We start from the raw sequence: 14,422 nt of genomic DNA, 5'->3' as shown, positions 1-14,422 counted from the left end.
TCACTCCGCTTCACTGTCAGATGTAAACCATCTGGATAAACGCGTCTTCCAACCTCGAATGTTACTGCTCGCTAGATCCGTTTTGTAAGAAAACAAAGATGGGACCGTCATCAGCATGGTATCGATGAGTCCCTTCTTATTCGGGGGATACATGGGATACATATATGGTTTGCCATAACTGGTCATGCGCAGCAAATGAATGCATAAAAATGCGGTAAAAAATGCGATTCCAATCAGCCCTAAAAAACCGGCTGCGATGAGCATTGGAAAGCGGATTAACCGAATGGACGAACCCATCATATAATTCGGTGTTGTAAAACTACCTAATGCAGAAAGAGCCACCAGCATAATCAACGTATTGCTCGTAAAACCTGCTTGTACAGCAGCTTGACCAATAACGATACCGCCTACGATACCCATCGTTTGACCAACCTTCGTTGGTAGCCGAGCACCTGCTTCCCGCAGCAGTTCAATGGAAATCTCCATGACCAGCGCTTCGATTAATGGCGGAAAAGGGACGCGTGACCGTGATATAATGAGCGGCTCCAGCAAAGGCATTGGAATCATTTCATAATGGAAGGTTAAAGCAGCAACATACATTGGAGTCAAAAATATGGAGAGCACCAGGGCAAAGGTTCGCAGAAATCGAGTGAACATTCCGATTCCCCATGTAGAATAGCGGTCCTCGACCGAATGAAAAAAGTCAATGAACGCGTTGGGACCGATAATGACCTGAGAATTCCCTTCCACCATCACAACAACCTTACCCTCCAGTAAAGCTTGTGCCGTTCGGTCCGGGCGTTCAGATAGACTCATTTCGGGAAACAACGAGTATTTATTATCCGCGAGAAGTTGAAGAAACAAGGGGCTTCCGATCAGCCCTTTCATTTTACGTTTCCGAATTCGCTTGCGAATGATTTCCACGAAGGGGCTGGCGTCTTCCTCTTTCATGTAGAGCATATTGGCCAACGTACCGGTTTCTGAATCGACCTGAATCGCCTCCTGCATGAAGTCCGTACTCGTAATGTAGGATCGGAGTAAAGCAATATTATTCTCCATGGATTCGGTGAAGGCAATCATCGGTCCATAAATGGTGGATTCGGTCTCTGCGTTACCTGGAGAACGTGAGGGGATGTTGACCACATTCACGAGTAATCCGCCGTTCGCACCTTCCAACGTCACGATCGCAAATCCGCTGATCAGCTTGTCAACCGCATCTGTAAGCTGTTCAAAGCGTTGGCAGTCGCCGATTGCGATATAATCCAACAGCTTATCTAGCGATTCGATATGTTCTTTTACAGGTAAGCGCCCGAGCAGGTTCAAGTTCAATTGAGCGGTATCAATCATTCCCGTCATATAACAGACTGCTATGCGTTTACCGATCGCTTTCACGACTAATCCGTCGCTATGATGAATTAGCTTCTTCAACTGATTCTGAATCTGTTCGCTGTATACTGACATCCTTGCCCTTCTCTCATCCATCATGGGATAGACTTGCACATCACGATCATCAAAATATTCCAATTTTCGGTTAAGTTCAGGTTACCCTGCGTATTACCAGATCATGCATATATCCGTTCCTGAGGTACAGTTACATGCGTGTGGAATCTCAAACAGGTTAAAAAAACAAAAAAACTGTCAGAGAATGAACTCCCTGACAGTTGTTGTATGTATTATCTTTATACGGTTCTTATGTATGATATCACTCGTGTTGCATGCCTTGCCCCGATTGATTCCTCGATGTCAGTATCCTTCTATCGGAACGACTCTCCTTCTTGGTTCTTTAAAAAAGAGTCTATTTGTTCTTTGTGTTTTAGATCATGATTGACCATTCCAACAAAATATTCATATAGAGTCATAGTTTCTTTTCCTGGAAACGGTTGGTTGAATTTCTCTGCTGGAATAACATCTATAAGGGAAACTAACTCTTTGCGGACAGAGATAAACCTATTTATTACCTCTTCTTTCGATATACCTGTTCTTGCATAGCTAATTGCTCCCTTGTTAATCGACTCAACATCTACAGTATTTGTAGGAAGACTCTCGTCTTTCAGGATATAAGTTATCCGATTTTCTATCATAAATTGGTCCCAGGATATAAAATGGGATATTACGTCAGCAGTACCCCACGTTCCATTATGAAATTCCTTGAACCATAGTTCATTTGACAAGTTTCTCAAAGAATTTGACCATTCTATTAAACCTAATTTCTCTTTAATAATACGTTCTTTATACATAAATAAACCCCTTTAAAAATATTAACTTTCATCTTCATTAGTTTGTTCAACACAACTTGATAAGTTCCTTCTTTCTGGAATGAACTACAAGCGTATATTTTACATTCGCGAAAAGTCCATATCAATATATGGTGTGTTATTCAGTAAGTTGAAATAATAGAAGCGTCGAGTTTGTTCATCCCATTCACTCCAATCAGGAGCATTAAAATCTCTGCTTCTATATAGCGCGGATAAAACCCACGGGATAGGGATTTCATAAAATAATGGTGTAGCAATATCAGACACAAGCCAGCTATATTCCGCATCGTCAAAGTCGATAATATTGGCCATATCCCCATCATTTAGATAATTACCACAGCTGACATCCCCTATTAAACGGTCGAAACTGTTATATCCAAAGGTAATATGATCTAATTCTAATCGGAATCAATTGATTGCTGTAGATAAAAAACGTTTTTAATTGAATTTCCTAGCTGAATAAGTGTACGTGGACGCTTGCGCGTTAAGGAAACGTCCATGAGATAACATGGGATCGGTACTGAACCGATCCCATGTTTTTTATCAATATTCCTTTACAGGAATATTCCTGATCATGTATATTAAAACCAACAGGAAGGATAATAGTGATGAAGGAGATGAGATCATACCGAGAGACCATCAATTAACGAGGTGAGCGACATGTCAGCGAAGAATCGGGGCATAAATATGATGACGCTGAGCGGTTTGGCCGAACCGAATCGTATGGATATCGTCGAACTCTTGCGCGAAGGTCCCCTGACCGTGGGGGAAATCGCCGATCGGCTGGGACTTCGCCAGCCCCAAGCCTCGAAGCATTTGAAGGTGCTTAGCGACAGTGGGATTTTGGAAGTAAAGGCCGAAGCCAACCGCCGGATCTACAAGCTCCGGCCCGAGCCCTTCCAAGCTCTCGATTCTTGGGTGAAGTCCTTCCGGCGCGCCATGGAAGACAGATTCGATAATCTGGAGGACTACTTGCGGGAACTGCAAAATAAGGAAAAATCATAAGATCATCAAATGAATGAGGAGGAATTACAATGACAAACAATTCAATGGTTTCGAGGGTAGAGAACGATCGGGTGCTGGTGCTGGAGCGCATTTTCGACGCGCCGCGCGATCTCGTATTCAAGATGTTTAAAGAAGCTGAGCATCTCAAGCATTGGTGGGGACCGAGAGGCTGGGAGATTCCAATTTGCAACGTCGATTTTCAACCGGGCGGTTTTTGGCACTACTGCATGAAGTGCGTCGATCAAAACCTAGGTGAATTTTACGGCATGGAATCTTGGGGCAAAGCTGTTTATAAGGAAATTGTCGAGCCGGAGAAGATCATCTACACCGATTACTTCTCAGATGCCGAAGGCAATACGAACGAGAGCATGCCATCGACCGAGGTCACGTTAGAATTCATCGATCTCGGCGGCAAGACAAAGCTGATTAACCGCGGTGAATATGTCTCCGCGGAGGCGCTCAAGACCGTTATGGACATGGGCATGCTGCAGGGCATCACCGAAACTTGGGACCGTCTGGAAGAGCGTCTGAACGTGAGCAAGTAAGGAAATATGGGGACGGCCGCCTGGCTTTGAGAGCCGGCGGCTGTTTTAATTTTGGCGTTTTGTTTGAAACGCGCGTGATTAATCCTTACCGCCAATACCTTTGATTACTTTTCTCCAACATGAAACACACCAATTACGGTTTCACCATCAACGTCATACAGTGGAATATCATGACCACCTGGTGATCTACTGTTCTGTATCGCAATGGCTTCCTCGGGTGATTTTGGTAGCTCACCATCTAAGTCTTTTTTCAGCACATATCCTGCAGTGCCATCCACTCCTATAGCACTGATTAATTCAGGTTCCGTTTCTGGAGAAGTAGCATCTGCGCTAGAACCGTATGTCTGTCCATGTTCATTTTCAGGATAGTTAGGAGAATCTGTGTGGCTTTGATTAGTCGTACTTTTAGCATATGTGCTTTGGAATACCATTACACCTCCCACTACACAAACGATAAAAACCACACCAATCAATATTCTAATGCTTTTAGAATACATCCTCACATTTGTTCACTCCTAAAAGTTTTCTCGCTCTTCACTCTATAACCGTTGTCCCGTCTGTTTCACTCCTTAAACGACACCAAATAATGGAAAGTTGCACTAATCTGCCAAATTGTTTAATAAACGAAAGAAGCAGCTGCCGTAGCAAACTGCTTCTTGTTCTGTTCCGCTATTGGTGATCCGCCTCTACTTGATTAAATTGCAGATTAGTACTTGAGGGTGCCTGAGCAAGCTCCGTCGCGACAGCTTCATACCCGCTCCAAGCTTCTTGATCCCGCTCCTATGCTCGGTAGTTTATAACTCGTTGATTGGATAACTGACATTGAGCGATTGCCTTCTCTGCTGTGTTCAAGTTATTGCCCCAATAAACCGAATATCGGAACTCATAGAAGCCCCCCAGTGTCGCTTTAAAATTCGTCTCCCAGAAATTGTTTAATATCCACGAGTATACCACTCTTGTTTCGTTACCGTCCTGCTGACCTTGCAGCTTCCGATCCCCAAAAGCAAGCGGGCCGATTTGGACTAAAGGTGCATCCGGTATGGCAATAGCCAAACCTTGATCTTGGCCGATCCAACCCAACCCGTCTTGAATACAATAGAAATCTAAGCCTGTACCTGGAATCTGGTCAATTCCTGGCTGCATGAGCGCACCCGATTTCTCGAACCAAAGCTGAGCGTTAGGCATATACATCGGTAGTGAAATATACACATTCTCCGGTTCCCACACACTGTCTTTATGTAGGCGTATCGTCGCGTCCACTCTAGGCTCATGAGCATAAACCGTCAGTCTCAGCGTGTAATAGCTCATCCCTGCCGTTTCATACTCTTGCTCTATCGTGATCCAAAGCGGACCCCGTTCCACTTCGCGCACTTGAACAAGCCTGCCTACGGTCCTCTGCACGTTCATGCCCTTCCGGTTCCGCCCCATTCTCGTACGCGTCTGGCGGATCAGACCCCTATCCTTCACCGGCGTCACTTCGTAGACCGGAGCAAAAGCCGAGTGTGGAGCCGATGTATCGATGAGTTCTACCCCTGAATGCTTGTCAATCCAAGATACGATACCTTTTCCCGCCTCCCAGGTGATCAAGACATGAGCACTCTCCACGGCGTTTTCCGTCACGTAGAATGGCTGTTCTTCCATCCGAAAATCGCGAACGTCCTTCACTCGGTCCGAACCGATTAAGTTAAAGCTCGAGGTCGTCTTCCCTATCTCGACTGAATGAGGCATAATACGGAACATTTTTTCTTCCTCTGCCTTCAGCGTGATCAGGATGGACACTTCCGTGCCCCGACTAACTTGGCTTAGCTGATGGATAATTACGTCAGTCTGGCCTTCCTCTCTGACCTCAAAGCCATCTCGAATCAAAGGAAGCTCCCAATAATCCAAGTACATCTTGGCTATAACCCGGATTTCATGCGGAAACGGATTGATTACTTTGTAGCGCATTTGTCGGCCTGGTGCGAGCATGACTTCACCCTTGGCCTCCAATACGGCATCAATAGCGGTATGGACAAGCCGGCTCGCATTGGCAGCGTAAGCTTCCTTGCGAGCACCGAGCGATTGCACCATGGGATTCCAAGGCTCGCTAACCGAATGTGAATATCCCCAAGTATGCTCCGCATAAAGAGTGAGATGCTCCTCTATCTCCCGAACAGCGGCTTTGGGAATGATGTTATTCTTCGGATCAAGTCGAGTGAGAAGTTGGAAATTGCGCTGTGCATCCCTGAAAAGTTGAGTGTGTGCAGCTGTCGAAGCAACACCATCCGACCACCAATCTGGCCAGTCACCGCGATAGACGGGAATATCAATATCCTTCTGCTGTCTAAGCTTTGCAAATAGGTCCGATAAAGTCGTCATTTGAATCGTTACTATATCTCCGTGAATCTCATTCCATTGATGGAACAGATCCATAATGGAGCCGTTTGGCGGGGCGTTGTCCACGATAATCCCGGAAAGCGCAATCGGAGTAAAATCATAAGGATAACCTTCCTCCTCCAAGCGGCTCAAGTAGCGCATAATTCGAGCCTCCATGATCTCCCAATGATTGTTCACGATAGGTGGAGTGTTGAACTCGTCACGAATAATGTAGGAGTGAATCGCATTCTGGGCTAACCCCAAGTCATTTCCAAGATTATAATGATCCCCGTTCCACACGAGCAGCCGATCACCGCCAGGAGTTTCCCACCAAAAAGGCGTTTGCTTTTGTCCCAGCGGATACATGCCGTGATGCGTGTGGATGCACGAGAATAGGTTATTGATACCAGCGTCTAATAAACATTGCGCGAATCCCCAGCTGTATCCATTGATATCGGCTGTCATTGCAGAGTCCAGCGTAACGCCAAAGGAGTTGGCGTAATCCGTCGAGCGCTTGATCATTCGTGCAAGAAGGTCGGCATGAATAAGCTCAGTCATATTCAGATAGTTGCCGGACAATGAAATATCCCCGTCCTGGATGAAGACTTGTAACGCCTTCGCCTCTTCTTCCGTTGCCTGAGCCAAAAACCGTTCCACGGGCCAGAACGTTTCACAAGTCCATTTAAAGCCTTCCCAATTTTTCTTTTCACCTGACTTGATACTGCTTAGGATCTGTATGGCTTGCTTAATAAAATGAACGTGATAACGTTCGATCTTCTCTTGACGTTCGGTATAACCGATATCCGTATGAGAATGATGGATGATATCCAAAGTCCATTTTCGGGTTGGCTTCTTCATAGGATGATTCAACTCCCTCTCTACTCCTTCTCTATTCCTTGACACTTCCCATAACTAAGCCGGTCATGAAATATTTTTGTAAAAACGGATAGGCTGCAATAATCGGTAAAGCGCCTATAAAGATTTGCGCCGCACGTGTAGTCCGATCCGATATCTGAGATAAGGTTTTCACATCCTCGGCGCGCATGTTGGCGAAATCCTGTTGAATTACTGCTGTCTGCAAATAAGTGGCAAGCGGGTAATGACTTGGCGAATTCATAAGCATGAGACCGTCAAACCAGGAATTCCAATGTCCAACAACCGTAAACAACGTTACCGTCGCTATGGAGGGCATGGAAAGTGGAAGGGAAATTTTCCATAACGTCGTCCAATGACTTGCTCCATCGATGAAACTCGATTCCTCTAGCTCTTTGGGCAGTCCCCGAAAGAAATTAAGCAAGAGAATGACATTAAACACCGTCACCGCTCCCGGGATGACTAGAGCCCAAATCGTATCCAATAAATGCGTGTATTTAATCGTCAAATACCATGGAATTAATCCGCCACTGAATAAAATCGTAAAAACAAAATACCAGGCATAAACGGTCCTCATACGGAAATCCTTCACTTCTTTGGAAAGTGCATATCCCAGCGTTACCGTTAAAAACATACTAATACTAGTTCCCAATATGACTCGCATTACGGAAATCAGGAACGACCCTAGAAAGTCTTGTTTCTTTAAAATGAATTCATAAGATTTCAGTGAGAAATCGACCGGCCATAGCTTGACTAACCCCGACGCTGCGGCACTACTCGAGCTGAATGAAACGGCGATGACCTGGATAACAGGCAAGATGCACAGCAACGAAAGCGCGATTAAGCAAATATAATTGCAAATGTCGAACAGACTCCGTGACACGGAGACGCGTCGTATCATTGTGTTAACCTCCCCATTCTAGAAAATTCGGTAATTCGCAAACCGGTAAGCCATCCAATAGGAGACCGAGATCAGCATCAGCGAAACGCTTGATTTCAGTAATCCAATGGCGGTTGCCGGGCCATATTGAGCATCTGCGACTCCGATACGATAAATCATGGTATCCAAAATATCTCCACTTTCGTAAACTTGAGGACTGTATAAATTGAACACTTGGTCAAAGCCTGCATTTAAGACATTACCTAAACTAAGCGTCGTCATCAGAATGACGATAGGTAAAATTCCCGGCAGTGTGATGTGTAGGGTCTGCTTCCATCGATTGGCGCCATCTATCAGTGCCGCTTCGTAGAGAGACGGATTGATGCTTGTCAATGCAGCCAAGAAAACGATCGTGTTGAAGCCGAATTCTTTCCATGTATCCGTTACAACAAGTGTAATGGGAAACCATGTATTATTCCCGAGGAAGTAAATAGGCTGGATACCGAACCACCCCAATGCTTGATTAACAATACCATTCTGGACTGAAAGAATATCGATGAGAATTCCAGCAAGAATGACCCACGAAAGGAAATAAGGGAAATAAATCATGGTTTGTATGCTCCGTCTTACATATGTTTTTCGGATCTCATTCAACATTAGAGCGATGATAATCGGAACGATATTACCCATCATAATTTTCATCGTAGAAATGTAGACCGTATTCCAAATAATGCGGTACGTGTTTGGCATTTCCAGCACATATTTCAGATTAGTGAGTCCCGTCCACTCCGAACCCAGAAGCCCTTTGATAGGTCTAAAATCTTGAAACGCAATGATGTTGCCGAACATAGGAATATAACAATATAGAAATACAATAATTAAGCTTGGAAATACCAATATATGCAAAGGTAACTCGCGTCTCCATTTAACGGTTTTCATCCGTCATCCCACCATCCGGTTGTTAGGATAAAGAAAGGGAAAAGAAGAGTGACCCATCTTTTCCCTTTCTTTTTCTTAGAACTCTTTATGATTATCCGATTCCTCGATATTTCAGCTAGAACTGTACGGGCTTACTTCTTTTGGGTCGCAGCCCACTCATTGACTTCTTTCGTAATTTGGTCACCGCCGGACTTATTCCAGTTCTCAACGAATTTATCAAACTCGTCTAACGATGCTCCTACGATAATCTTCGTAATCATCTCTTTTTCCAAATTCAATAGCGTTGAGAATTTAAGCGTCATCGTCTTCGTCTGCAAGCTAGTTTGATATTCATTCGTATACAAAAGCCCTTTTTCCTTATACGTATTAAGGACCGCGAAAGAGGAATCGGTAGGACCTGCTTGACGGACCGTAGACCATTTCGTTTGATCGCCGCTATTGTAGGCTTGATAAGCATCATAATCCGCTTTTTGTTCACCATTCATAGATGAAGGATCATTCGATGCTACAGCTTTTTTCAAAGCCTCGTATCGTCCGGGAACATCCTTGTTGGGTGGGAAGCCATACACAAATGGCCACTTGAATGCTTCCAAACGGTCCTTCGTCACTCCCCATTTGTTCCAATCACCCGTTTCTCCAAAAAACTTCTCATAGTTCATGTTAAACATCTTAACAATGACTTCGGGATGCTTATAATTCTTCTTCACAACATAATACGTACCGATCGGGAACCCTACGGTAGGACGAGCCGGTTTATCATCGATAGAAAGAATCGGATAGGCCTTCCAATCCATATTGGGATTTAGCTTACGCGCGTCATCAAAAGGATAGTACGGATTGGAGTTGGACCCGAACGCAATACCTAATTTATTTTGCCCGACCAGCTCTGCCTCTTTGGCCGCATCCTTCACTCCGAATTCCTTATCGATGAATCCGGATTTGTATAGCTCCTGCAGCTTCGCAAGAGCCGACTTCATTTCCTGCTGTATGGCACCGTACGCCAACTGACCGGAGGCATCTTTGATCCACACGCCATTCGGATAAGCATGATAACCATTAAAGAAGCTCTGCAAATCGGCAAAACCATCATAGATGTTCTTATCGGCTGCCAATCCCACAACACCTTTACCGCCATCGCCATTCGGATCCTTGGTAGCGAAGGCTTCTATGATGTTGAACAGATCCTGCATATTCTTCGGTTCGGGCAGATTTAACTTCTTCATCCAGTCCGAACGAATCCAAAGAACGCGGGCATCTGTAATATTTCCGTTAAATCCGGGAATCGCCAATAGTTTTCCTTGGATCGTAGCGGAATTCATGGCCATACCGCCATCCTGCTGAGCCACATCCTTCAAATAAGGGGAAGCGTATTTAGCAAAAACATCCGTGAGATCGGCTAACTGTCCGTCCTCGGCCAGCTGCTTGAACTGCTTGGAGTTCGCAGCCACAATATCTGGCAACTCACCGGAAGCTATCAAGAGGTTCAGCTTCTTCATGTATGCGCTATCATTCCCGCCCGAGTTGTCTGCAACCCAGTCATAAATCAGATTAATGCCGAGCTCGTCCTTATAAGCCCTCGTCCAGAGGTTATTGCCGATATCCTCTCCCTGCGGAAATTTATAACTCCCATTAATGCCGCGCACCGCATGGACATCAATGGGAGTTTCGTATTTCCCAAATGGATCCGCTGTTCCTGTTGTTGACGGTTTGTTCGTGTTGCCAGTTGCAGACGGACTGCTTGTGGCATTATTGCCTGCATCGCTGCAAGCTGTAGTCATCAGGGCGACACTCATAAAGAAAGCCATTGCTAAGGATACATACTTTCGTCTGTTCAAACCAATTCCCCCCTCATCGTACAATGATTTTGAAGATCTATTCCTCTGTATTATAGGAGGTGGTGCTGTTCTCAATCTACTGACGCATTTATACTTATCGTGACCATTGTTTACTTCTGCAGTTCGCGGTATTCCTGTGGTGTCAGATTGGTGATCGATTTAAAAAAACGGTAAAAGGATCGTTCGGACAGGAAACCGACACACTCCGAAATATCCGTCATCCGAATGCTGGGATTTCTCAGAAGCTCCTTAGACTTCTGTAGTCTGGCTTGTTTGATCGTCTCAGTGAGCGATTCCCCTGTATGTTTCTTGTATAATCTCGATAAATAAGAAGGGTTCAGTGATACGAAATTGCTTAAACATGTCAAGGAAAGGTCTCCGTCCAAAAACTCGTAAATATACTTCTTGATTTTCGTTATGATGCCGTTCTCAGAGTTCGCATGGCCCTTTAAACGATGAGTAAAAATCAATTCCGCTAATTCTCGCAAATATTCAAACGCCGAACTCCATGTCTCATGGGCTTGCATCTTCGTCAGCTTATCCAAGTCCATCTGCTCTGCTGCTTGGTAGAGAACAGAACTGTCATTCAGAACGGATAAGTAAATGGCGACTAAGGTATAGTACCACTCTGTTCTTGCTTTCTCGGTCTGCTCATCCTGGGCAGCAAGCAAAGCGGTTATCTTATCAAATGCAGCCATGTAGGCTTCACGTTGACCGGCTTCCAAGTCATTTTTTAAATCGATCCATAAATGAGTCTGCAAAGGATTTATTACGGAATCGAGTCGGCTTTGATCCGTAGAATCCATAGTATAGGGTTGGTCGGTCAACAATAGCTCTTGACCCAAGCCAAGTCCATATCCGAACATACGTTTGATATGAATAAAACGGTTAGGCAATTCCATCCACTCGCAAGGCTGACTAGCTGATATGAGCGAAAGCTTGATTTTGAGCAAATGCTTGCACGTCTGTTGGACTTGCTCCAATGTACCTTGTACGAACCTATGGAGTTGATCCCACGAATCTTCATCATCCGATTTCGGTTGGATGAACCAAAGCATACGGAAACGTTCGTAATCTGTAAAAGCGACACGAGTTGAAACACCGAGCAATTCCTCCGAAATATTTTGCGCTGCATACATGATCAAGGCCCGGTCGAATGTGCTCAGTCCCTCTCGCCACTCATCTACGCGACCAACAACCAATAGTACGGGTTTAGAGGGCTCAAGTGAAATGGATAGCTGGGAAAACTGATTCCGAAGGTTATCGAGCGCATAGGACTCTCCTTGAAGGATATCGCGGAGGTATTCTTTTTGAATATATGGCAGCGCCCGCTGCAGCAAATGCGTTGTTTTCTGTAGCGTGCTATGCATTTCCATCTCTTCTTCCAGCTCCACGATCGCTTTCTTGACGGATCCGATAATCACCTCATCGGTCTCCGTCTTAAGTATATAATCGAACGATCCGTTTCTCATCGCTTCGTGGATATAGGTAAATTCGTTATAGCCTGTCAGGAAAATGACCTTGCAACGGGGCCAAATCTCCATGATTCGCTGCTGCAGCTCGAGTCCGGTTATACCTGGCATTTGAATATCGGACAGAACAATGTCAAACTTCGTTTGCTTCAGCCAATCGATTGCCTCTAATACATTGTAGGCCCGACACACCTCCAGCTCCATGTCTGTTTGCTCTTGAAACAAAACGGCCATACCATCCACAATCACATCTTCATCATCAATAATCAATAGTCGATACATTCGTTTTGTCCTCCTCAATAGGAATGTAAATCTCGGTTCGCAACCCGCCAAGAGAGCTGCGCGAAACAAGGACACCGGCATTGGTCCCAAACTTCAATTGCAGACGCCGATGCACATTGATTAATCCCGTCGTTTCCATATGTACATAATGAGAATTCAGTTTGGCTTGAAGCATACTCAATTGCTCGTCAATCAATTCTTCACCATTGTCTTCAACAGCCATACAGATGAATCCCATCTTTACTTCAACGGAAACGCTGATGATTCCATCCTTAATCTTGTTCAGCAGTCCGTATTGGTAGGCATTCTCCAGAAGAGGCTGAATGATGAGCCTTGGTACTTTCAGAGAAGCATACAAGCCCGGATCACCGACAAAATCGGTCCGCAGCCTCTTTCGGAAACGGGCCATCTGGATGTCCGCATAGGTACGGGCGTGCAGCCACTCCGCTTCTAGCGTTACCTCGTCATCCGCATTTCTTGTAATATATTGAAAATAATTCCCGAGATGCTCAACAAAGCTTATTGCGCTTTTATTATCATCCGCCGTTATCATACGCTTCAGTACAAAAAAACTGTTATACAAAAAGTGTGGATTGATTTGCGACTGCAACTGCTTCAGCTCCGCTCGCTGGCTATGAATTTTTTCTTCGTACACTTCCTGGATCAACGTATTCAGTCGGCTGATCATAACATTGAATTGCCGGTACAAGTATCCGAATTCAAAGGCCGTTTTATAGGGGATCGAAATTTCCATATCACCATATTCCACACGACGGAAAGCGGATACAAGACTGCGCAAAGGCTTATGAATCATCCGGTAAATCCAAAAAGAGAAAAAGATAATGACAGCGACCGATAAAATGGACAGTACCAATAACATAACGAAATAACGGCTAATAGGATCAAGAATTTGTTTCTCCGGAACATATACGAGCAGCGCGGCATCCAGCATATCGGACGGCTCATAAGTGACGAGATAGTATTGATTATCAATCTTAAGACGTTCGCTACCCGCTTTGTGATCTTCCGCTTTTTGCTCCCATAACTCCTTTAATGTTTGAATAAGTTCATCTTCTTGGGTGGAAGTGATATGCCAATCTTGCTCCCTCGCAAATAAAACCGCTCCCCCTTCTGATGTACTGGGAATTTGTTTAAGCATGTTTTTCAGACTTTGTAAAGAAATCTCAACCTCAATGACCGAAGTCGGCGCCTGCGCAGCCGTAATACCTAAAGGGAACAAGCTTCCCATGAAGAAGCGGTCGCCCAGCATTGTAAAAGGCGAAAGTGTTTTATATTGCACAGAGCGAATCTCGCTTATTTCTTTATCTGGAATGGATACCTCGTCATAGCCTCTCTCATGAATCGTAATTCCCATAGAGGGAATGTACAGCTTCGAACTCAAAATATACTGGCTGGAATTATTTAAGAAAAAGAGCTTGCTCTCCAAGCGATTGAGCATTTTAAACCGTTCATAGGTGGGTATGTTTGGATACAAATTGCTTAAATCGGACAAATCTATGTCATTTATGAAATCCCGCATGGATTTGGTCACCCGATTCAATTCGTCTTCATACGAGGAAAGGTAGAAATGAACCCGAGATTGCATCGAATTCGTAATTTCCTGACGGACACTTGCCGCACCTGACAAGTTGATATAAAGACTCAATGTATACATCGGAATAATCGACAATAAAAAGGTTAAAACCAGGTTGAGATATGTAGACGATCTCCACAGACGCACTTTTTCCCTACCTCCTAAAATCCCATGAAAGAAATAAAAGCAACCAACGGAATACCGTAAGCTGCTTTATTCATACATTATAAGTCTAAATTCCACTTTCTTCCACTGACTAATTTTGATTTTGTTATGACCAATTTTTACGTGTCCATGTTTTTTTCAATGACCCATCCTCGGTTGTAAAGTTAAGATTACTCTTTGTAATCTTGTGCTCATTTCCGCATAGATCCAGTCTATTTATCG

The 14,422-nt window shown here is 44.5% G+C and carries 11 protein-coding genes; 2 read left to right on the top strand and 9 right to left on the bottom strand.

Features of this window, described 5'->3' with window-relative positions:
• Complete coding sequence (locus BVG16_RS10630; protein ID WP_158081662.1) at positions 1-1,461, bottom strand: spore germination protein; 1,461 nt, start codon at positions 1,459-1,461, stop codon at positions 1-3.
• Positions 1,462-1,754: 293 nt separating this feature from the next.
• A complete protein-coding gene (locus BVG16_RS10625; protein ID WP_078498543.1) occupies positions 1,755-2,237 on the bottom strand; it encodes a DinB family protein in 483 nt (160 codons plus the stop codon).
• 678 nt (positions 2,238-2,915) lie between these two features.
• Between BVG16_RS10625 and BVG16_RS10615 the strand changes: the two genes are divergently transcribed.
• Together BVG16_RS10615 and BVG16_RS10610 are read left to right on the top strand one after the other, a co-directional pair.
• Positions 2,916-3,260 (top strand): ArsR/SmtB family transcription factor, encoded by a 345-nt coding sequence (locus BVG16_RS10615; RefSeq protein WP_078498541.1) that lies wholly within the window; start codon positions 2,916-2,918, stop codon positions 3,258-3,260.
• A 29-nt stretch (positions 3,261-3,289) separates the two neighbouring features.
• Complete coding sequence (locus BVG16_RS10610; RefSeq protein WP_078498540.1) at positions 3,290-3,805, top strand: SRPBCC domain-containing protein; 516 nt, start codon at positions 3,290-3,292, stop codon at positions 3,803-3,805.
• A 104-nt stretch (positions 3,806-3,909) separates the two neighbouring features.
• Here BVG16_RS10610 and BVG16_RS10605 read toward each other — a convergent pair whose 3' ends face one another.
• The 7 genes from BVG16_RS10605 to BVG16_RS10575 form a co-directional block, all read right to left on the bottom strand.
• Positions 3,910-4,308, bottom strand: coding sequence for a hypothetical protein (locus tag BVG16_RS10605; protein WP_078498539.1), 399 nt, complete (start codon positions 4,306-4,308; stop codon positions 3,910-3,912).
• Positions 4,309-4,585: 277 nt separating this feature from the next.
• The gene (locus tag BVG16_RS10600) at positions 4,586-7,018 is read right to left on the bottom strand and encodes a glycoside hydrolase family 38 N-terminal domain-containing protein (protein ID WP_078499089.1); all 2,433 of its coding nucleotides are present in this window, start codon (positions 7,016-7,018) and stop codon (positions 4,586-4,588) included.
• A gap of 31 nt (positions 7,019-7,049) precedes the next feature.
• Positions 7,050-7,934 (bottom strand): carbohydrate ABC transporter permease, encoded by an 885-nt coding sequence (locus tag BVG16_RS10595; protein ID WP_078498538.1) that lies wholly within the window; start codon positions 7,932-7,934, stop codon positions 7,050-7,052.
• An 18-nt stretch (positions 7,935-7,952) separates the two neighbouring features.
• Positions 7,953-8,852 (bottom strand): ABC transporter permease, encoded by a 900-nt coding sequence (locus BVG16_RS10590; RefSeq protein ID WP_078498537.1) that lies wholly within the window; start codon positions 8,850-8,852, stop codon positions 7,953-7,955.
• A 131-nt stretch (positions 8,853-8,983) separates the two neighbouring features.
• Positions 8,984-10,687 (bottom strand): extracellular solute-binding protein, encoded by a 1,704-nt coding sequence (locus tag BVG16_RS10585; protein ID WP_078498536.1) that lies wholly within the window; start codon positions 10,685-10,687, stop codon positions 8,984-8,986.
• A gap of 110 nt (positions 10,688-10,797) precedes the next feature.
• Positions 10,798-12,441, bottom strand: a complete 1,644-nt coding sequence (locus BVG16_RS10580) for a response regulator transcription factor (RefSeq protein WP_158081661.1) — start codon at positions 12,439-12,441, stop codon at positions 10,798-10,800.
• Positions 12,419-14,182: a sensor histidine kinase gene (locus BVG16_RS10575; protein WP_078498534.1), complete on the bottom strand. Its 1,764-nt coding sequence runs from the start codon at positions 14,180-14,182 to the stop codon at positions 12,419-12,421. The genes BVG16_RS10580 and BVG16_RS10575 overlap by 23 nt, the downstream gene beginning before the upstream one ends.
• Positions 14,183-14,422 lie beyond the last annotated feature (240 nt).

Source organism: Paenibacillus selenitireducens, from assembly GCF_002021565.1.
Classification (GTDB): Bacteria; Bacillota; Bacilli; order Paenibacillales; family Paenibacillaceae; genus Paenibacillus_K; species Paenibacillus_K selenitireducens.
The sequence above is the reverse complement of the archived record's forward strand: the minus strand, read 5'-3'. Positions and strand labels throughout refer to the sequence as shown.

Coding starts and splice junctions, on each gene's coding strand:
- BVG16_RS10625 (WP_078498543.1), bottom strand. CDS start 2,237: ATGTATAAAGAACGTATTATTAAAGAGAAATTAGGTTTAATAGAATGG.
- BVG16_RS10630 (WP_158081662.1), bottom strand. CDS start 1,461: ATGTCAGTATACAGCGAACAGATTCAGAATCAGTTGAAGAAGCTAATT.
- BVG16_RS10590 (WP_078498537.1), bottom strand. CDS start 8,852: ATGAAAACCGTTAAATGGAGACGCGAGTTACCTTTGCATATATTGGTA.
- BVG16_RS10610 (WP_078498540.1), top strand. CDS start 3,290: ATGACAAACAATTCAATGGTTTCGAGGGTAGAGAACGATCGGGTGCTG.
- BVG16_RS10615 (WP_078498541.1), top strand. CDS start 2,916: ATGTCAGCGAAGAATCGGGGCATAAATATGATGACGCTGAGCGGTTTG.
- BVG16_RS10580 (WP_158081661.1), bottom strand. CDS start 12,441: ATGTATCGACTATTGATTATTGATGATGAAGATGTGATTGTGGATGGT.
- BVG16_RS10600 (WP_078499089.1), bottom strand. CDS start 7,018: ATGAAGAAGCCAACCCGAAAATGGACTTTGGATATCATCCATCATTCT.
- BVG16_RS10595 (WP_078498538.1), bottom strand. CDS start 7,934: ATGATACGACGCGTCTCCGTGTCACGGAGTCTGTTCGACATTTGCAAT.